This window comes from Polaromonas sp. JS666, assembly GCF_900103405.1.
Lineage (GTDB): Bacteria > Pseudomonadota > Gammaproteobacteria > Burkholderiales > Burkholderiaceae_C > Polaromonas.
Genome location: NZ_FNHX01000014.1, coordinates 76,185 through 94,218 on the forward strand (window position 1 = coordinate 76,185; position 18,034 = coordinate 94,218).

The window sequence follows — 18,034 nt, forward strand, 5'->3', positions numbered from 1 at the left end:
CGGAGCTGGTGATGGAAGAAGTCAAGGTTTTCTGGGCCCCAGGGTGCTCAAGCTGTGTCAGAGTCAAAGAGTTCCTTGCGGATAAGAAAGTAACCTACACATCTGTCAATGTGGCTGCGGACCCCGCCGCCATGAAATTTCTCGCGACTTTGGGTGTTCGCACAATCCCAGTGGTTGTGCGCGGCAGAGACTATGTGTTCGCCCAATCGCTGGACGACGTCGCAAAGTTTGTCGGCGTGGGCCACAGTGCCGAACGTTTACCTCCTGCGGAACTTGTCGATCGGTGGACGACCATCCTGGACGTCGCAACGGACACGATCGCTCGTATACCTGAGGCACGTCTGGACACGAGGCCGGCCGCGCGGCCGCGCACGATTCGAGACATCTCGCACCACATATTTCAGGTGCCGGATGCCTTCCTGCAGACTGTGGTTAACGGTATTGAAGACTGGTCGGTAGTGACGACAGAGAACGCGCCCCCCGGTACAGACCTCCCGGCGATTCTTACTTACGCCGAAAAGCAGAAGAAGGGTTTGGCAGACTGGTGGAACAATCTTGAGGATCGCAGCTGCACGCGAGAACTCAAGATGTTTTACGGCGTTCATCCGATGCACGTATTCCTTGAGCGCTCCGTGTGGCATTCAGCGCAACACACCCGTCAGATTGTTTCGTGGGCGGAGGCAGATGGCATTGCACTGGGCAGGCGTCTGACAAGTGAAGTTCTCGACGGGCTTCCGCTGCCGAGAGGTCTTTGGGAATGATCAGGGGAACCAACCGCCATCTTCATTGCTGACGGCAGTAGTGAAGGTGGCGGCACTCATGCCTATTGCTGCTCTGTTGGCCAAAGTTAAGGCATGCGATGGATTCAGGGAGGGCTCTGAAGATTTCGTAGGAACTGACCCGACCCTGAACGCTCGCGGAGGACTCGACTCGGAGGGTGTTCAATTCGGGCCAAATTTGAGTGAAGGTCAATACAACGCCTTCTATCAGTATGGAAAAACTGGTGTTCCTGGCCCTGATGACGCACCACGGCTATTGCCCCAACAATAGCCCTTCAATCTCTCCCGCCGCCTGTGCAACCGCCTGCTGCAGAGTTTGTAGATGGCTCTGCGAGGAGAAGCGCGTGCAAGTTCCCGACAAAGAGAGGGCGCCGAGCAGTCTGTTTTGGCCGGTAAAGACTGGAAACGCGACCGCCGCGAGTTCGGGATCGCGTTCTCCGATGCTAGTTTGCAGCAACTCGACGTTTGCCTCAGGGCGACCCGCGGCAAACATGCGGATCACACGGCCACTGGCACCGCGTTGCGTGGCGAGCGTGTCTCCCACATTTAAGACATGGCTGACCGCATGCTGGCCGGAAGCAACGGCCACGCACAAGCGTAACTCGCCGTGCGGAACAAAAAAGCTTGCCGTTTCACCGGTTTTCTCCGCCCAACGCTCGAGCGTTGGCTGCACGACCGGGGCGATGCCCTGGGTTGAGTTGCCCGTGCGCTCCAACACGGCAATGGCAGGGCCGAGCCGATAACGATCCTGCTCGTCCTTCAGCACAAAGGAGAACAAGGCCAAGGACCTCAACAGGCGGGATGCGGTGGCCTTGTCGAGATCGGTGGCCCGTGCCAGGTCACTGAGTTTTTTGCCCTCGTCATATCGAAGCGCCATGAGCAGGCGAAGGCCTCGTTCAAGCGCGGTGACCCGAATCCCGTCCTTTGCAGTCGGCTCTATGTTTGACATTTCAATTCCTTCCATTTATTCTTGTTTCATTGCACGATCATACTGCTTCATTAGATGAAACACAATACTTCTTCAGAAAATCGCAGCCTCCCTCTTGAAGGGGTCAAGGTTCTCGATTTTGGACACACTGTCATGGCCCCTACTTGCGGGTTGATCCTCGCCGATCTCGGTGCGCAAGTCGTTCGCATCGAACGGGTGGAAGGGGACCCCACCCGTAGTTTGAAGGGGTTTGGCTCGGGATTCTTTGGCTACCTCAATCGCAACAAGGAAAGCGTGGCCATCGATCTCAAAAGTTCACTTTCGAACCAAGTCATGCATCGCGCCTTCGAGTGGGCGGATGTGGTGATCGAGAACTTCGGCCCGGATGTGATGGACCGTCTCGGCCTCGGATATGAAGAAGCGCGGGCGGCAAACCCGAAACTTGTCTATTGCTCCATGAAGGGCTTCCTGCCCGGGCCATATCAGGACCGGCCGGCGCTTGATGAAGTCGTTCAGATGATGGGTGGCCTTGCTTACATGACAGGCCCCGTGGGTCAGCCCATCCGCGCAGGGGCCTCCGTCGTCGACATGACGGGCGGAATGTTCGCGGCCATCGCCATCATCGCCTCCCTTCGCTCTGCAGAGCAAAGCGGTCGCGGGGCCAAGGTCACGAGCGCGCTGTATGAAACCACCGCCTTCCTGGTCGGCCAGCACATGGCCATGGCCCAATTCGGCGATACACCGGTCGTGCCGATGCCGGCAAGAACGCAGGCTTGGTGCCTATACGACCTGTGCCAATGCGCGGACGGACAAGTCTTCATCGGCCTTACCAGTGATGCTCAGTGGGAGCGCTTTTGCGCATCGTTCGGTCTTGAGGACTTGCTTCGCGACCCGCGCCTTGTCAGCAATGCGGCGCGAGTCGATGCGCGGCCCTGGATGCTGGAAGTCCTTGCCAAAAGGTTTGCAGAACTGACGGTGGCGCAAACCGAAGCGCTGTGCAAAAAGGCCAAGGTTCCATTCGGCCCGGTGCGAACGCCGCTGGACCTCCTGGAAGACGAGCATCTGCTGGCAAATGGCTCGCTGCTGCAAGTCGCGGTGGGCGAAAAGGTTGCCAGCGTTCCGGCCATGCCGTTTCGCATTGACGACCAGGCGCCGGAGGTTCGCATTCAGCCGCAGGAAATAGGCGCCCAGACTGAACGGTACCTGGATGCCTGGGGCTTGACCACCGGCGAAAAAGAAGAGCTTTTCAATCGAGGCGTGGTTGCCGGGCCGCGCTGACACCGCTTACTACAAAGGAGACAAAACCATGCTTATCAATAGACGTAATCTGCTTGCCACGTCGGCCCTGCTTTACGGCCTGCCTTCCTGGGCGGCCGATCCCTACCCTTCGAAGCCCGTCCGCTTCATGACGCCTAACTCGGCAGGCTCGGGCGCCGACGGGATGACACGGCGGCTGGCAGACCACCTAGGACGAGCTTTGAGTGTCCCGTTTTTCGTCGAAAACATACCGGGCGCCGGCGGGGTTCTCGGCTCGGAAAAACTCGTGAGGTCGGAACCGGATGGATACACGCTGAGCCTGATCAGCTCCAACTATGTGGTCTTTCCCCATCTCTATAAGAAGCTGTCCTTCAACGCATTGAAAGACATCACGGCGGTCGCAGGCGTCGCCAAGACGCCCATGGTCCTGGTGACGCGGTCCGGTTTCGCCGCAAACACGGCGGCCGAGCTTCGGCAGCTGGCACTGCGCGATCCCGAGAAGATCACCCTAGGGTCTTCGGGCAACGGCACCATCCTTCATCTCGCAGGAATGCTGATGCAGGAGCAAGGCAAATTCAAGCTCACACACGTCCCCTACAAAGGAGCAGGCCCGGTGGTACCAGACCTCGTCAGCGGCATTGTCGATGTTGCATTCTTTTCGTACGCGAGCGTGGAGGGTCTGGTCAAGCAGGGGCGCCTGAAAGTGCTGGGCGTCAGCAGTGCCAAGCGCGTGCCTGAGCTCCCCGATGTGCCGGCGCTGGCCGAGACATTCCCGGGGTGCGTCCTGGACGCTTGGTACGCGGTGGTCGGGCCCAAGGGCATGCCTACCGCCGTCGTCCAGAAGCTGAACAAAGCCATCACCGCGACCATCGAATCCGACGCCTTCAAAGGCCAGATTCGCGCGGAGGGCGCGGTCCCGCTCCCTATGGGCCCGGACGCTCTTGCGCAATTCCTGCGCGACGAATATGCCAAGCATGGAGCACTGGTGAGCCGCTCCGGCGCCGTCATCCAATGAGCCAGATGAGCCAGCCGATGAGCGCCTCCAGCCTGTTCGAAAAGCTCTGGCGGCAGCATCACATCGTGGACCTGCCCGGTGGTGAATCGCTGATCCACATCGACCGCCACCTGCTCTATGAAATTACAAGCCCGCAGGCGTTCGATGGGCTGATCCAGGCAGGAAGGCCCGTGCGCAACGCATCGCTCACCTTTGCCACGACCGATCACCTGGTGTCGACCGAACATGATCGATCGGACGAAACAGTGGAAGGCGGGGCCGAGCTGATTCGCGCTTTTCGCGCGAGCACCAGAACTCATGGCATTCGTCATTTCGATGTCAAGGATCCGTGGCAAGGGATCGTCCATGTCATATCGCCCGAGCTCGGCCTCGTGTTGCCGGGAATGACCGTGGTGTGCGGGGACAGCCACACGGGAACGGTGGGCGCGCTGGGGGCCTGGGGCTGGGGGATAGGAACCTCAGCCGTCGAACAGGTTCTGGCCACGCAGACACTCGCCATCCGCAAACCAAAGACGATGCGGATCACATTGAAAGGGAAGCCCGCCGCAGGCGTCACGCCCAAAGACATCATCCTCTACGTCATAGGCCACGTCGGCACGGCGGGCGCGACAGGCTACGCGCTGGAACTCGCGGGCCCGGCCATCACGGCCATGCCCATCGAGGGTCGGCTCACCATGTGCAACATGGGCGTTGAAGCAGGCGCGCGCACCACATTGATCGCACCGGACCAGAAGACGCTGGCCTACCTGCTTGGACGTCCGTACTCGCCCACAGGCGCCCTTTGGGACCAGGCAGTACAGCACTGGCAAGGGCTTGCGTCAGACGAAGCGGCGCGGTTCGACACCGAGTTGCAATTCGACGTGAATGCCATCACGCCGCAGATCACCTGGGGCACCAGCCCCGAGCAAGTCATGCCCATCGACCAGCCGGTGCCGAACCCAGGCAACCTCGTGGATGGCAAGAAGCGCGAGGCGGCGGTTCGTGCGCTGCAGTACATGGGACTCGCCCCTGGGGATCGCCTCCTGGGCCTCAAAATTGACGCGGTTTTCATCGGATCCTGCACCAACAGCCGCCTGTCAGACCTGGTGGCGGCTGCGGCCGTGGTCAAGGGCCGGCATGTAGCTCGCCATGTAAGGGCCATGGTGGTTCCTGGGTCCATGCTCGTGAAGAAGGAAGCGGAGGCGCTTGGCCTGGACCGTACATTCATCGAGGCGGGATTCGAATGGCGCGAACCCGGCTGTTCCATGTGCGCCGCCGTCAATAGCGACAGAGTTCCACCGGGCAGTCGCTGTGTCGCAACATCGAATCGAAATTTCGAGGGCCGACAAGGGCCCGGCGCACGCACTCACCTCGCCAGCCCGGCAACCGCAGCGGCGTCCGCGCTCGCCGGCTGCATAGTCGATCCAAGGAATACTGAATCATGACTCCATTCCTGCACCTGCGAGGAATCGCGGCTCCGCTTCCCGTGGAGAACGTCGATACCGACGCACTCATTGCAGTCCAGCACCTCTACACCTTGAAGAAAACGGGGTTGGGCAAGTTCTTGCTCCATCGGTGGCGGTACACCCAGGAGGGGCATGAGAATCCTGACTTCGTGTTGAACCGCGCGCAGTTCAGGAACGCCTCCATCCTGGTCACGCGAGCCAACTTCGGATGCGGCAGCTCGCGAGAACATGCGGTCTGGGCCTTGGCCGACTACGGATTTAGGTGCGTGATCGCCCCAAGCTTCGCTTCCATCCTCTATGAAAACTGTGTCAACAACGGCATCCTGCCCCTTGTCCTGCCGGCAGAGCGTGTTGAAGAGCTGCTGGCCATGCTGGAGGACCGGAAGGAAAAAGCAGTATCAGTCGACCTGTCATCGTGTCTTGTCACGTTTCCAAACGGCATCACCACGTCTTTCACCATCAACCCGGCGCATCGCCAGGCGCTTCTCGAAGGCATAGACCCCATCGGCTTTGCGATGCGTCACCAGGAAGCCATCGCCAAGTTCCAACATGATGACCGGCAGTTGAGGCCGTGGGTCTGGGGCCCGCGGTAGCAAGGAAATTAGACCTATGCAGATCACCATCACAGAAGTGGGGCCGCGTGACGGAATCCAGAGCGAAAGCCGCTTCATACCCACCAACGACAAAGTAAGCCTCATCGAGGCGATCTTTTCAGCGGGAATTCTAACTGTGGAGGCCACTTCATTCGTGGCACCAGCGGCAATTCCACAGTTGGCGGATGCAGACGACATCGTTGGCCGGCTCCAGCGACCGGCCGGTACGGTGGTAAGCGCGCTTGCTCCCAATGTCAGGGGTGTGCACAGGGCACGTCGGGCGGTGGTGGACGAAATCGTCTGCTTTGTGTCGGCAAGCCCGACTCATAACGGCAAGAACCTGAACCGAAGTATCGATGAGTCCTTGGTGGCCATTGAGGAGGTCGTAGAGGTCGCCAGAGAAGGTGGGCTCAAAGTTCGCGGCGCCATCGCGACCGCCTTCGGTTGTCCTTTCGAAGGGGATGTGGACATCCGGTCCGTTGTGAACATCGCAAAGGCCCTGACCCGTTTGGGCGTCTCACGCATTACGCTTGGCGATACGACTGGCATGGCTACCCCTCGAATTGTCTCAAATGTGTGCACGGCCCTGCGCGACGCCGTGCCCGACGCAAGGCTCTCGCTGCACTTTCACAACACGCGAGGGCTTGGCCTGGTGAATGTATCGGCCGGGCTGTCTCTCGGGATCACCGAATACGAGTCCTCTCTGGGCGGTGTCGGAGGGTGCCCCTTCGCCCCAGGCGCGACCGGCAATGTCTGCACGGAAGATCTGGTTCACTTCCTGCACGAAGAGGGCCACAGCACCGGCGTCGACCTGGACCTTCTCATCCAGGCCTCGCTGCAGCTGGAAGCAATTCTGGGACGCCAGTTGCCTGGGCAAGTCATGCGGGCCGGGCCGCGGCTACGTCTGCACAAAGCCGAAGGCGCACCGACCGCCCGGGCTGGGAGCGCCGCGCGATGATCCGGCTGTACCACTGCATGAGCGCGCGCTCGTTTCGCGCGCTGTGGGCCCTGGAGGAGCTGATGCTGCCCTTCGAGGTCGTCATGCTGCCCTTTCCGCCGCGTGTGCACGACCGGACATTCCTGGATCTCAATCCGCTGGGAACCATCCCGCTGCTGGTGCACGGCGACACCCGGATGACAGAGTCCGCGGCAATATGCCAGTACCTGTGCTCACTGTGCAAGCCCACACCCATGCAGGTCGAGCCGGGGGAGCCGGACTATGGCGATTATCTGAACATGCTGCATTTCGGGGAAGCCACGCTGACCTTCCCGCAGACACTGGTGCTTCGCTATTCCTTCTTCGAGCCTGAAGAAAAGCGCGTGCCTTCCGTCGCCAGCGACTATGCGAAATGGTTTCTTGCGCGCTTGCGAACCCTTGAACCGCGCCTTGCCGAAGGTGAATATCTTTGCGCCAGCCGGTTCACGGCAGCCGATATTTCCGTGGGGTACGCGCTGATGCTGGCCGAGTACCTTGGACTCGCACCCAGGTTCACCCCTTCGGTCGCGGCGTACTGGCAGAGACTCCAGCGGCGTGACGCGTTCATCCGAGCGTTGAAGATCCAGGACACGGCGGCAAGTGCGCAGGGAGTTTCGTTGACACCGGCGCCTCTTTCGGCGCACTGAGGGCCGGGCATGAACCGTACGTGAGCCGAGATATCTGAGCAGAACAAACCACAGACAGCCTTTTCGATCAACAACTGTTACTCATATTAAAGAGGGGACATCGCCATGGCCTGTTTTCAACTAACTCTCAGAAATCTGTTCGCCGGTTGCCTTTTCTGCACTTCCTTAGCGGCCGGGGCAGCCTCTATCGTGGTGGGGCAGGCTGCCCCCTTGACCGGACTGGACGCCGCCCAGGCTCGGGCCTATTCAACGGGGATTCAGCTGGCCCTGGATAGGGCCAACAAAGCTGGCGGACCCAACAGCCATACTTTCAGCCTGACCCGCAAAGACGATCACGGCCAGCCTGCGGAAACGGTCACCACGACCAAATTGCTGCTCAGCGAAAGCCGTCCCTTAGTCCTGGCAGGTTATTTTGGTGACCGGAACATCGACGAGCTCGTGAGCTCCGGGGTGCTTGCGAATGAAAAGGTCGCCTTGGTGGGCTACCGCGTTGAAGGGCTGCGCGGTGAAACGCCTTTTGTTTATAGCGTGCGCGCCACGCTGCGCGACGAAGTCACCAAAATTGTGGAACACCTGGCGACGGTCGGCATCACCCGCCTGGGACTTTTTCACCAGGAAGGGCCGACTGCGGCGCCGTTGATTTCCGCGGTCGAAGAAATAGTGAAGAGCAAGAGCGTGAAGCTGACGGTGAAGGGATCGTATGCACCCGGCACAGCCAAAGTTTCCAGCGCGGTGGTTGATGCTTTCATCAGGGCCGAACCGCAGGCGATCATTCTTGTCGCCAGTGGTTCGGCGGCGGCGGGCTTTATCGAAAAATACCGCCTGGATGGGGGCGCGGCACAATTGTTCGCGCATTCCGGCGCCGACATCGCGCAGATGTCCAAACGCCTGAGCGAGGAGCACATGAAGGGCATAGCCATCACGCAGGTGACTCCCAACCCCTACAAGATCTCGGTGAAGCTTAGCAGGGAGTTCAGCGATATCGTTGCCGCTACACCCAATCTGGAAGTACCGCCCAGCTACGCCATGATGGAAGGTTATATAGCCGGCTCCGTGATCGTGGAAGCCGCTCGCCGGATGGGGGCCAAGGTCTCGCGCGAGGGATTCTCAAACGCGCTTGAGAGCCTCGATAACGTGGATCTGGGCGGCTACAAGGTGAGCTACAAACCGGGTAATCGATCGGGTTCCAGGTTCGTGGAGCTTAGTATCGTTACCGAAGCAGGGCGTATACGCCAGTAGCCCGACTGATATAGCTCGCACACGGTCTCTCATGTACCACTGCCACGAAGCTGAGAAGCTTTTTAGCCTCCTGCGCGCCTCGCTGACTGAGGTGCTTGCTGCAGGAGATGTTTGCGGACGATGGCCGATTAGGGTATCGCCGCGGACCTTTCAGCAACTCCAATCTGCCTTGCGAGTCTGCCACTTTCACCGGGTCGCATGGTCATTGGAAAATGACTTTGAGATGAACGAAGGGTCTCGACCGCGCGAGATTGACGTCGTGCTGTCTCTGGCACTGATGCCTAGATGCAAAGTTTTGCGCCGTGGCATGGTTTCCGACACCGCCAGTATCACCATTGCGTAACGCCCATCCCCGGGGCCTTGGGACTCCCAAGGCCCACCAGATTGCTATTCTGCGGTTATCTTTCCGACCTCGATCACCTTCTTCCAGCGGGCGAATTCGCGTGCCTGGAACTCCGTGAATTGTTCCGGCGTGTTGGCGACAACCTCGAAGCCAACCTCAAGTAGGGGTTTTGCGACACCGGGGTCTTTTGCGATTTCCACGATGGCGGTGTGCAGCTTGTTCCGCACCTCTGCAGGCGTCCCCTTCGGCAAGGCGACGGCCTGCCAGGAGTAGACCGTCACGCCTTTGAAGCCAAGTTCCTCCATGGTTGGAACCTCTGGCAGCAGCGGTGATCGCTTCGTGCTCGTGATCGCCAGAGGGCGCAACTTACCACCCCGAAATTGCGGCATGCCCGTATTGATGTTCATGAACGTGGCATCGACCTGTCCCGCGATGAGGTCCTGCATCGCGGGGGCCCCGCCTTTGTACGGAACGTGGGTGCCTTTCGTGTGCGTTTCCTGCCAAAACAGTTCGGCGGTGAGGTGATCGCTTGTGCCGTTGCCGGCCGATGCAAACGCGAGCCTGCCAGGGTTGGCCTTTAGATGAGCCAGGACAGCCCCCACCGATTTGAAAGGCGAGTTCGCCGGTACGGCGAGCACGTTCGGCGCCTGAACCACAATGCTCACATAGTCGTAGTCTTTCAGCGGGTCGTACTGAAGTCCCTTCATCAGGTGGGGGCCGATGACGAACGGGCCGAGTGACGAGACGAACACGGTGTAGCCGTCAGGCGCCGCGCGCTTTGCCGCGGCGGCCCCTATCGTGCCTCCGGCGCCAGCGGTGTTCTGTACAACCCACGTCCCGCCGAATTTTTCCGGGAGCTTGCTGGCGAGCGTGCGCGCAATCATGTCGGTAGAGCCCCCCGGAGGGAACGGAACGATCATCGTCACCGCCTTGTCCTTTGGCCATGACTGGGCATGCGCGGCAAGGGCTGCGCCGCCGAGAAGAACTGCTACAAATATCTTTTTCATTCGTTGTCTCCTGTTGATTTGGGTTTAGTCGCGGCCGATCACCGCATGTTCGCGCGTCCATGAACGCGCTTTCTCGCTGAGGCTCAAGCCGATGCCGGGCTGCGTGGGCACCAGCATTCGGCCGTGAGCTATCTCGATCCGCTCGTTGAAGAGCGGCTCAAGCCAGTCGAAGTGCTCCACCCATCCCTCGCGCGGATACGCCGCGGCAAGGTGGATGTGCAACTCCATGGCGAAGTGCGGCGCGATCAGCAGTCCCGCTTGGTCGGCCTGCGCCGCGACTTTTAGGAACGGCGTGATACCCCCCACGCGCGGGGCGTCCGGCATCAAGTAGTCGGCAGCGCGGTGGCGGATCAAGTCGCCATGCTCCGCGGCGCTGGTGAGCATCTCGCCGGTGGCGATCGGCGTGTCAAACTCGCGCGCCAGCGCCGCGTGGCCCTCGTGGTCATAGGCGTCCAGCGGCTCCTCGATCCAGACCAGGTTGAACGCCTCGAACGTTCGGCACATGCGCTGCGCGGTCGGACGATCCCATTGCTGGTTGGCATCCACCATGATCGGCACACCATCGCCGAGGTGCTTGCGCACGGCTTCGAGGCGCTGAACGTCTAGGCGGTGATCGGGCTGCCCGACCTTCAGCTTGATGCCGCCTATGCCGCGCTCGATCGAGGCCGCCGCGTTGACCAGCAACTGCTCGGTCGGCGTATGCAGAAACCCCCCCGAGGTGTTGTAGCAAGGAACCGAGTCGCGATAGGCGCCGAGCAACTTCGCCAAGGGCAGGCGCGCCCGACGCGCCTTTAGGTCCCACAGCGCCACATCGAATGCGCCAATCGCCTGCGTGGCCAGGCCGCTTCGGCCTACGGATGCGCCGGCCCAACACAGCTTGTCCCACAGCCTTCCGATGTCGCTTGCGTCTTCGCCGATCAGGCTGGGAGCGATCTCGCGGGCATGTGCAAACTGGCCGGGGCCGCCCGCACGTTTCGAATAGCTAAGGCCCAGGCCCTGCTGCCCGTCCTCGGTTTCCACCTCGGCAAAAAGCATCGCAACCTCGGTCATCGGCTTCTGCCGCCCGGTCAGCACTTTAGCGTCGCTGATCGGCTGCGCCAGAGGCAGGTAGCAGGAGGAAAGACGGATCCGCGCGATGCGCTCAGGAAGGAGTGAAGAGGTCATGATAACGTTGTCATTTTGGTAGCAAAAACACGGGCAATAGGCCCGTCCAGCGCATTATGATAACGTTGTCATATATCGTCAATAGTCAATGAATCCCCCCGTACCTCACTCCAGCATAGCCAAAGGCGTCACGCTCCATGATGTGGCCCGTGAAGCCGGCGTGTCCCTGATCACCGCTTCTCGCGCCCTCGGCAATCCCACACTCGTCTCCAAGGCTACGATCGAGAAGGTGCAGGAAGCGGTGCATCGCATCGGTTATATCCCCAACCTGCTGGCAGGTGGACTCAAGTCGCGACGCAGCATGACGGTCGCCGGCTTGGTGCCCATCATTTCGGTCCCGCAGTTCCTGCCCACGGTGCAAGCGCTCACGGAAACACTCGACGCAAGCGGCTACCAGTTGATACTCGGCCAGAGCGGCTACGACCACGCGCGAGAGGAGAAGTTGATCGGCACGATGATGGGCCGGCGCCCGGACGGCCTGGTCGTTACCGGCCTCGTGCACTCGGCACACTCGCGCGACCAGTTACGCAGCCTCGGCATTCCGGTGGTGGAAACCTGGGACCTCAGCGAAACCCCGATTGACATGGCCGTCGGCTTTTCGCACTTGAAGGTCGGCAGCGCGGTGGCTGATTACTTCCTCGGCAAGGGATGGAAAAGGATTGCGGTTGCCACCGGTGACGACCAGCGCGCGCAGCAGCGCCGCAAAGGTTTCCTAGCGGTGGTCGGCCACGACGTGCCGACTGCCATCGTGCCAGCCCCCAGCAGTGTGGCGCTCGGGCGCCGCGCGCTCGGCGAGTTGCTGCAAAAAGACCGCCGCATCCAGGCCGTCTACTGCAGCTCCGACGCGCTCGCCCAAGGGGTGCTGGTCGAGGCAATGGCTCGCGGCCTACGAGTTCCGCAAGACCTGGCCGTCTGCGGCTTCGGGGACGCGGAATTTTCCGCGCACCTGCAGCCGTCTCTCAGCAGCGTGCATGTCGACGGCGCGGAGATCGGGCGCATTGCGGCGCGGCTGATTCTTGATCGATGCAGTGGCAAGCCCGTTACTTCACGAATCGTCGACGTGGGTTTTCGAATAGTCGAGCGTTCATCCACCGCAGCGTAAGCGTGAGATAAGCGCGGTCATTGTCATGAACGAAGGCCCTGGGTGTTGAATTCCATCGCGTAATATTTCCACCGAAAACCGACCCACGTCCATCACTCCTAATTTCCCTCTGCTTTTTAATACAAGCAGAGTAGTGCCTAGGTGGGTCAGTTTTCGATGGAATTCAACAAAGCGATTTCATACAATTCGTTGCCCATTCGGTGGTTGAAGACGAAACCGGGAACAGGGTTGACATCACACCTCTTCACGCCACAGAACCACGGCTGTTCTTGGACGCCGGTATTGATGCCGACGACTATTTTTGAATAGAAGAACATTTATTTGAGGTCTATCCAATGAGCGGGTTCGACCATTCCATCAAATTTCTGCGGCTTGGATGCGTGGAGCCTCCGGAGCGAGTAATGTCTCCCATGGTAGACATGGGGTCCAATTTATATGCTGTCGCATACATCTATATGTTGAATTCCGTCGAAATCTGACCCCTGGGGTCAGCCTTCAGTGGAATTCAACAGCACCGGCAAGGCAAATTCCGAGTTAGTCAACCAAGTGCATTAATTGCCAGAAAAAGATCCGGAAGAAGCGCTGATATTGAGGTTAAACGGCGCATTTTTGGCCGGCACAGTTATGCTTCAATCAATTTGCAGCGCTGTGGTGGCTTAATGACTAGTCGATTTCCTCCACCCACCGCTGGTAGTCACCGGGCGTGATGTCGGATCTTTGGACGAGCATCTTCAAGCAGTCCTCAACCCCTTGGTGTTTGAGGCGCTTGGCGTTCTTAGGATCAAACTCGAGGACGTCATCGAGCAAAGGGCTTGATGGTCGTATGTCATACAACGGCAGTTCCATCTTTGCAGCAAAGCCACGTACATCGCGCACAACACCGAGCACCTGAGTGGTGATGGGCTCCCTTAGCTCAACGGGCAATGTATTGAGGATGGACGAAATGCGCCCTTCTTGATCCTGCAATGCTCGAACGCTGGCGTTGATGCGGTGCCAAGTGTTCAGCGAGTCTTGAACTAGCTCATTGTGATAGATGTCCAGTGACCGTCTAATGACACCAAACACGTCCAAGCCGGTGTCCGACTCAATAGAGAAGCGCTGCGGATCATTAATGACGCAGACGGTCGGAAGTACTGGCAGATTACAAGAGTGCAAATAGCGGGACACGTAGGCAGCCTGGCGCAATGGAGTGTTGTTGCCCACTCCGCCGTCAACATATTTCCGCCCGCGAACTTCAACCGGGGGGAAATAGAACGGGATAGCCGCGCTAGCAAGAAGAACGTCGATGAGTTCCTCTTGTGATTGAATTGGATGGTAGTGGTTCAGTCGTCGCTCAGTTGTTTCGAGTTCACCTTCCTTCGCTATGAGTTCGTCAACGATAGTTGACTTGTAAAAGGTCTCCAGTCTCCCAGTGATTAAATTGGTGACGCACACCAGCAAATGGGAATTTGCCAGGGCCTCAAACTTCACGTTCGCCGCAATGGTTGCGCGCAGTGCATCGTTCCTAAAGTAGTAGTATGGCTTGCGAAAGGAAGTAAAGCCCAGTGTTACCGAACTAACGCTCGAATTCGAGGTGCCGAGCACGTCGTCCGTGTTGAGTCGTGCATACAGCTTGTCCAGCTCGTGGAGATTTCCTTGTGCCGCCATCGCGGCGTTTAATGCGCCTACCGACGTACCACAGTAGATTGGCGTGATGTCCTTCTTGCGCTCTTTTCTAAACTTAGCCAGAGCCAACAGTACACCGAGCCCAAAAGGGCCCTTGGCGCCCCCACCGCTGAGCACCACGGCTTGAAAAGTAGACATCCCACCATCCCATTCATATCGCGGAACCTTCCGCCACATTGTTCTAACCAAGTTGGGCGCTCTATGGGCACTCTAACTTGACGTTCTTAGCGTATCATCAATCCGCAAAGTTGTCATAGGAGTCATGTGATCATGTCGCAAGGTAATTCTGACGAGCGAAAACAGTTAACACTTATCGTTAACGGCACACCGGAAGTGTGGACAGACAATCACATCACCTACGAACAGGTGGTGCAACTCGCCTTCCCAGGCGAAGTCGGGTTTTTATATACCGTAACCTACTCGAATGAGCACGGCAAGGACGGTACGCTGGCGCCAGGGCAGAAAACTAGTGTCAAGGACGGTACGGTCTTCACAATCGGCAAGACGAACCGTTCCTGATGCGGGATTTAGAGCGGCTCTCAAGCGACGGCTTCGTTGTAGAAGTGCGGGAGCAGAATCTTTTGCTCCACGAAGTTCCTTACGTCACTGCTTCCCGCGAGGTGAAACGAGGCATTCTTTCTTGTTCCTATGTCGAAAATGCCGGCACCATCCTGCCTCCGGATAGTCACCAGGTGTGGTGGACGGGGGAGTACCCTTGTTTTCCGAATGGGCAGCCCATATCTCAAATCGAGAACGAGAACGGAACCCGTGAGCTGTTTCCGGGCTTTTTTGTGAACTATCGGTTCTCAAACAAGCCCGATGGGGTACCGGCATTCGCAGATCACTACGCAAAGATGGTTCACTATGTGACAGTGATCCAAAGTCAGGCCCGAGCCTTACAAGATGTCGACGCTCGATTGCATCGCACGTTAGTTGAGGACTCCGGAAAGTCGCCGTTTGCCTACGACGACACTGCGTCGGCACGCGCAACAATCCAGGCTACGTCGGCCAGGCTCGCTCTAAGTTCTGTTGCTCTGATTGGTCTTGGAGGGACTGGGTCATACATCCTGGATCAGCTAGCGAAAACGCCCGTCAAGGCCATACATCTGTTCGATGGCGATGTGTTTCTCCAGCACAATGCTTTTCGCGCACCGGGGGCAGCAACCCGTGAAGAGCTCGCTGCCCAGGCGATGAAAGTTGACTACTTCGCGAGCAAGTATTCACACATGCACCGCGGCATTGTGCCGCACGCGCACTATCTCGACAGCTCGAATCTAGACACGCTCGGGCAGCCGGACTTTGCGTTCGTTTGCGTCGATAACGGACTCGCGCGCTCCCTGATCTTCGAACGCTTGCAACGCCTTGGTGTTCCGTTTATCGACGTAGGGATGACTCTGCAGCTGGTGCCGAAAACGGCGAAGCTGTTTGGCGCGTGTCGCGTTACGCTGTCTACTCCAGAACGGAGTGCTCACTTAACTAAGTATGTTCCCACCGAGGTGGACGACGACGATGCGCTCTATCGTCAAAACATACAGGTCGCCGACATGAACGCACTCAATGCGCAATTGGCTGTGCTGAAGTGGAAGCAGTATCTTGGTTTTTACCAGGATGATTTCGAGGCGCACAACTTGACGTTTACCGTCAGCACGCCATCCTTGGTTCGTGACGTAACTCGGTCAGAAGTCCCATGAAGTTGCGGCAAATTCAGCCCCGTTTCGTGGAATTGATTCCAAAAGAGCTTGATGATGGCGTCTTGTACATCAGCGAAAAGTACAAAGTCGCTGTACATAAGTGCGCTTCCGGTTGTGGCGAAAAGGTAGTGACACCTCTATCGCCTGCTGATTGGCAAGTGAGACGGCGGGGCGAGTTGGTTAGTCTCTATCCGTCTATCGGCAATTGGAACTTCGAGTGCCGTGCCCACTACTGGATTCGTTCAAACAAGATTGTTTGGGCAGCAAGCATGTCAAATGCGGAGGTTGCTCGAGTTCAGTCGCGGGATCGCAGAGACAAAGCCCGATACATAGACGAGGTCAACGCGGCTAAGCAATCAACGGCCGAGGGAACCTCCATGGATGCGCCAGTGGCCGCTTCGACGCCCTGGTGGCGGCGCCTCTTCCGGTCATTCCTAGGTATGTAAGTGGCTGGCACGGTGACTTGACACCGACGTGACAAATGCGTGTTTACGTGCCTTGATTAGCTGCAAACCCATTCTTGGCTGTACAGCAAATATGGAAGTGGAGTCTCTGGAGATAGCAGAAAAAGAGGGCCCTTTCGCGGCCGCAGCCCGCGTTCGACGTATCACGGCGGCACAGTTACCAGCTTGTTGAGAACGGTGATTTCGTTGAGAGCGAATGCCAATGCAATCAACAGGGGCCGCTCCTCGTCCGGAATCGCTCGGATGTCATCGACGGCGAACCGGATGCGGTTGAGTTCCATGGTGCTTAACGTTTGAGTTCACCTGCGGGCGGAAGCGGGCAAAGCCCGCTGTAGCACCTCGGGTGGCGAAGGGTTAGGTTGCACGGGCTCAGCTGCAGGGAACTGAGTCATAGTAATCGCGAAGGCCGGCAAACCTGAGTTCAAAGGCGCAAACATCCTCGGTACAAGCACACCTTACAAGAATGGTGCGATAGAGGCCCTCATTTTCTGGGCTGTGGCATTTGATGCCAGCCACTTTGCCAGCGTTCTTGATGACGGTTTCCAGTTTCGCCGTGCCCCCTGACTGCGCGTCGGGGATTTTCTGGCCCTTGAGGAAGCGAAAGCGAAAACACTTGGCCATGGCGGGTCAGGGTGCGGCCTAACGTTTGGCATGAGAGGCGTCGCCCGGCTTGCCGGGCGACGTCCTCTCGATGGACGGGTTAAGCGGCCGGCGCCGAGGCGAGAGTTCAGGGAAATGCATGGCTATTGCTTCAGCATTGCCTTCGCAACTGCGAGATTCTTGCTTGCGTATGGGTGTTGCGGATACAGGCGAACTGCCTGCTCAAAAGCAGACACAGCGTCTTTGTACTGCGATAACTTGGAGTAACTATTGCCCATGTTGTAGTACGCGCTGGCATCGTTCGGATTCTGCTTCAGTGCCAGCCTGTACTGAGCGATTGCTTGTTTGTGGAAGCCCTGCTCGTCTAGAACCAAACCGTAGTTGAAGTAGCCCTGGGACTGCGCTGGCGCGAGACGGATCGCTTCCTTGAAATCTTTCTCTGCTTGGGGAAGCTGCTTCAGGTAGTAATGGGCGTAGCCGCGATAAACATACGCCGCAGAGTCTGTCGGGTTGGCCTCTATGTGTTTGGTGAACGATCCGACCGCTGAGACGTAGTCTTTCTGCCGGATCTGTTCTTGGCCCAAAGTCGATAAATCCGCGGCTAGAACGCTAGAGGTAGAGACGTAGAGCGCAACAAGTAGCGTGGCCTTCATTCGCTTCATGGGTAAGAGCTCCTTGCTGAACTTCGGACGCCTAACGTAATGTATACCGCAACGTCTGCCGGTTTTTAAATGCTAAGCTTTCTCAAACAAAATTCGGAGGGACTATGGCAATGGCACCAGGGTTTGCGTTTGATGATATCGGCACCTTTGACGAGATGTTGAATTCCGTCGAAATCTGATCCACTTAGCGCAGTAATTTCCATCCAAAACTGACCCACGTAGGCACTACCCTGCTTGTTTTAAAAGCAGGGGGAAATTAGGAGTGATAGACGTGGCGACATTGAATGTCATCAGACGTTGGGCACTGCGAGATCAGATGTCCATCCGCGAGATCTCAAGGCGTACAGGCCTGGCTCGCAACACAGTAAAGAAGTACCTGCGATCAGATGAGACTGAGCCCAGCTACGAAAGGCGGGGCAGCTCAAGCAAGCTCGATCCCTATGCCGAGAAGCTGGCC

The 18,034-nt window shown here is 58.3% G+C and carries 18 protein-coding genes and 1 pseudogene; 13 read left to right on the forward strand and 6 right to left on the reverse strand.

The window, feature by feature from the left end; translation table 11 throughout:
- The first annotated feature begins 11 nt into the window (after positions 1-11).
- A complete protein-coding gene (locus BLQ85_RS22235) occupies positions 12-761 on the forward strand; it encodes a glutaredoxin domain-containing protein (protein WP_074580146.1) in 750 nt (249 codons plus the stop codon).
- A 271-nt stretch (positions 762-1,032) separates the two neighbouring features.
- Here BLQ85_RS22235 and BLQ85_RS22240 read toward each other — a convergent pair whose 3' ends face one another.
- Positions 1,033-1,728, reverse strand: a complete 696-nt coding sequence (locus BLQ85_RS22240) for an IclR family transcriptional regulator (RefSeq protein WP_074580147.1) — start codon at positions 1,726-1,728, stop codon at positions 1,033-1,035.
- Positions 1,729-1,782: 54 nt separating this feature from the next.
- Between BLQ85_RS22240 and BLQ85_RS22245 the strand changes: the two genes are divergently transcribed.
- From BLQ85_RS22245 to BLQ85_RS22275, 7 genes are all read left to right on the forward strand, one after another.
- A complete protein-coding gene (locus BLQ85_RS22245; protein WP_074580148.1) occupies positions 1,783-2,985 on the forward strand; it encodes a CaiB/BaiF CoA transferase family protein in 1,203 nt (400 codons plus the stop codon).
- Positions 2,986-3,013: 28 nt separating this feature from the next.
- Positions 3,014-3,979 (forward strand): Bug family tripartite tricarboxylate transporter substrate binding protein, encoded by a 966-nt coding sequence (locus BLQ85_RS22250; protein WP_074580164.1) that lies wholly within the window; start codon positions 3,014-3,016, stop codon positions 3,977-3,979.
- A 17-nt stretch (positions 3,980-3,996) separates the two neighbouring features.
- The gene (leuC, locus tag BLQ85_RS22255) at positions 3,997-5,403 is read left to right on the forward strand and encodes a 3-isopropylmalate dehydratase large subunit (RefSeq protein WP_074580165.1); all 1,407 of its coding nucleotides are present in this window, start codon (positions 3,997-3,999) and stop codon (positions 5,401-5,403) included.
- Entirely contained in the window at positions 5,400-6,017 is a 618-nt protein-coding gene (gene leuD, locus BLQ85_RS22260; RefSeq protein WP_074580149.1) for a 3-isopropylmalate dehydratase small subunit, read from the forward strand. The genes leuC and leuD overlap by 4 nt, the downstream gene beginning before the upstream one ends.
- 16 nt (positions 6,018-6,033) lie before the next feature.
- Entirely contained in the window at positions 6,034-6,975 is a 942-nt protein-coding gene (locus tag BLQ85_RS22265; RefSeq protein WP_074580150.1) for a hydroxymethylglutaryl-CoA lyase, read from the forward strand.
- Positions 6,972-7,640, forward strand: coding sequence for a glutathione S-transferase family protein (locus tag BLQ85_RS22270; RefSeq protein ID WP_074580151.1), 669 nt, complete (start codon positions 6,972-6,974; stop codon positions 7,638-7,640). Before BLQ85_RS22265 ends, BLQ85_RS22270 begins: the two co-directional genes overlap by 4 nt.
- Before the next feature lie 105 nt (positions 7,641-7,745).
- Positions 7,746-8,879 carry an ABC transporter substrate-binding protein gene (locus BLQ85_RS22275; RefSeq protein WP_074580152.1) on the forward strand — a complete coding sequence of 378 codons (1,134 nt, stop codon included), beginning with the start codon at positions 7,746-7,748 and terminating at the stop codon, positions 8,877-8,879.
- A 387-nt stretch (positions 8,880-9,266) separates the two neighbouring features.
- Here BLQ85_RS22275 and BLQ85_RS22280 read toward each other — a convergent pair whose 3' ends face one another.
- The gene (locus BLQ85_RS22280; protein ID WP_074580153.1) at positions 9,267-10,229 is read right to left on the reverse strand and encodes a Bug family tripartite tricarboxylate transporter substrate binding protein; all 963 of its coding nucleotides are present in this window, start codon (positions 10,227-10,229) and stop codon (positions 9,267-9,269) included.
- Between the two features lie 24 nt (positions 10,230-10,253).
- Positions 10,254-11,393 (reverse strand): L-talarate/galactarate dehydratase, encoded by a 1,140-nt coding sequence (locus BLQ85_RS22285; RefSeq protein ID WP_074580154.1) that lies wholly within the window; start codon positions 11,391-11,393, stop codon positions 10,254-10,256.
- Positions 11,394-11,481: 88 nt separating this feature from the next.
- Between BLQ85_RS22285 and BLQ85_RS22290 the strand changes: the two genes are divergently transcribed.
- Positions 11,482-12,495, forward strand: a complete 1,014-nt coding sequence (locus tag BLQ85_RS22290; RefSeq protein ID WP_074580155.1) for a LacI family DNA-binding transcriptional regulator — start codon at positions 11,482-11,484, stop codon at positions 12,493-12,495.
- 663 nt (positions 12,496-13,158) lie between these two features.
- On the opposite strand, the gene BLQ85_RS22295 is transcribed toward BLQ85_RS22290, so the two are convergent.
- The gene (locus tag BLQ85_RS22295) at positions 13,159-14,298 is read right to left on the reverse strand and encodes a patatin-like phospholipase family protein (protein WP_175456176.1); all 1,140 of its coding nucleotides are present in this window, start codon (positions 14,296-14,298) and stop codon (positions 13,159-13,161) included.
- 132 nt (positions 14,299-14,430) lie between these two features.
- On the opposite strand from BLQ85_RS22295, the gene BLQ85_RS22300 reads away from it, so the two are divergent.
- From BLQ85_RS22300 to BLQ85_RS24990, 3 genes are read left to right on the forward strand one after another with little or no spacing between them, the layout of a single operon-like run.
- Positions 14,431-14,679, forward strand: coding sequence for a multiubiquitin domain-containing protein (locus tag BLQ85_RS22300; RefSeq protein ID WP_074580166.1), 249 nt, complete (start codon positions 14,431-14,433; stop codon positions 14,677-14,679).
- Positions 14,679-15,851: a ThiF family adenylyltransferase gene (locus BLQ85_RS22305; protein ID WP_074580157.1), complete on the forward strand. Its 1,173-nt coding sequence runs from the start codon at positions 14,679-14,681 to the stop codon at positions 15,849-15,851. The genes BLQ85_RS22300 and BLQ85_RS22305 overlap by 1 nt, the downstream gene beginning before the upstream one ends.
- Positions 15,848-16,297 (forward strand): ubiquitination-like system serine protease family protein, encoded by a 450-nt coding sequence (locus BLQ85_RS24990; protein WP_371327333.1) that lies wholly within the window; start codon positions 15,848-15,850, stop codon positions 16,295-16,297. Before BLQ85_RS22305 ends, BLQ85_RS24990 begins: the two co-directional genes overlap by 4 nt.
- Positions 16,298-16,458: 161 nt before the next feature.
- Here the strand turns inward: BLQ85_RS24990 and BLQ85_RS24660 are convergent, their stop codons facing one another.
- A complete protein-coding gene (locus tag BLQ85_RS24660; protein ID WP_175456177.1) occupies positions 16,459-16,596 on the reverse strand; it encodes a hypothetical protein in 138 nt (45 codons plus the stop codon).
- Between the two features lie 462 nt (positions 16,597-17,058).
- Entirely contained in the window at positions 17,059-17,577 is a 519-nt protein-coding gene (locus tag BLQ85_RS22310) for a tetratricopeptide repeat protein (RefSeq protein WP_074580158.1), read from the reverse strand.
- A 262-nt stretch (positions 17,578-17,839) separates the two neighbouring features.
- Here BLQ85_RS22310 and BLQ85_RS22315 point away from each other — a divergent pair.
- A pseudogene (locus tag BLQ85_RS22315) lies at positions 17,840-18,034 on the forward strand (IS21 family transposase); the annotation flags it as partial.

What these genes read in the sequence shown, in the direction of transcription:
- BLQ85_RS22280 (WP_074580153.1), bottom strand. Translation starts at nt 10,229, where the DNA reads ATGAAAAAGATATTTGTAGCAGTTCTTCTCGGCGGCGCAGCCCTTGCC.
- BLQ85_RS22240 (WP_074580147.1), bottom strand. Translation starts at nt 1,728, where the DNA reads ATGTCAAACATAGAGCCGACTGCAAAGGACGGGATTCGGGTCACCGCG.
- BLQ85_RS22295 (WP_175456176.1), bottom strand. Translation starts at nt 14,298, where the DNA reads ATGTCTACTTTTCAAGCCGTGGTGCTCAGCGGTGGGGGCGCCAAGGGC.
- BLQ85_RS22275 (WP_074580152.1), top strand. Translation starts at nt 7,746, where the DNA reads ATGGCCTGTTTTCAACTAACTCTCAGAAATCTGTTCGCCGGTTGCCTT.
- BLQ85_RS22245 (WP_074580148.1), top strand. Translation starts at nt 1,783, where the DNA reads ATGAAACACAATACTTCTTCAGAAAATCGCAGCCTCCCTCTTGAAGGG.
- BLQ85_RS24990 (WP_371327333.1), top strand. Translation starts at nt 15,848, where the DNA reads ATGAAGTTGCGGCAAATTCAGCCCCGTTTCGTGGAATTGATTCCAAAA.
- leuD (WP_074580149.1), top strand. Translation starts at nt 5,400, where the DNA reads ATGACTCCATTCCTGCACCTGCGAGGAATCGCGGCTCCGCTTCCCGTG.
- BLQ85_RS22290 (WP_074580155.1), top strand. Translation starts at nt 11,482, where the DNA reads ATGAATCCCCCCGTACCTCACTCCAGCATAGCCAAAGGCGTCACGCTC.
- BLQ85_RS22300 (WP_074580166.1), top strand. Translation starts at nt 14,431, where the DNA reads ATGTCGCAAGGTAATTCTGACGAGCGAAAACAGTTAACACTTATCGTT.
- BLQ85_RS22250 (WP_074580164.1), top strand. Translation starts at nt 3,014, where the DNA reads ATGCTTATCAATAGACGTAATCTGCTTGCCACGTCGGCCCTGCTTTAC.
- BLQ85_RS22265 (WP_074580150.1), top strand. Translation starts at nt 6,034, where the DNA reads ATGCAGATCACCATCACAGAAGTGGGGCCGCGTGACGGAATCCAGAGC.
- BLQ85_RS22310 (WP_074580158.1), bottom strand. Translation starts at nt 17,577, where the DNA reads ATGAAGCGAATGAAGGCCACGCTACTTGTTGCGCTCTACGTCTCTACC.
- BLQ85_RS22235 (WP_074580146.1), top strand. Translation starts at nt 12, where the DNA reads ATGGAAGAAGTCAAGGTTTTCTGGGCCCCAGGGTGCTCAAGCTGTGTC.
- leuC (WP_074580165.1), top strand. Translation starts at nt 3,997, where the DNA reads ATGAGCGCCTCCAGCCTGTTCGAAAAGCTCTGGCGGCAGCATCACATC.
- BLQ85_RS24660 (WP_175456177.1), bottom strand. Translation starts at nt 16,596, where the DNA reads ATGGAACTCAACCGCATCCGGTTCGCCGTCGATGACATCCGAGCGATT.
- BLQ85_RS22285 (WP_074580154.1), bottom strand. Translation starts at nt 11,393, where the DNA reads ATGACCTCTTCACTCCTTCCTGAGCGCATCGCGCGGATCCGTCTTTCC.
- BLQ85_RS22270 (WP_074580151.1), top strand. Translation starts at nt 6,972, where the DNA reads ATGATCCGGCTGTACCACTGCATGAGCGCGCGCTCGTTTCGCGCGCTG.
- BLQ85_RS22305 (WP_074580157.1), top strand. Translation starts at nt 14,679, where the DNA reads ATGCGGGATTTAGAGCGGCTCTCAAGCGACGGCTTCGTTGTAGAAGTG.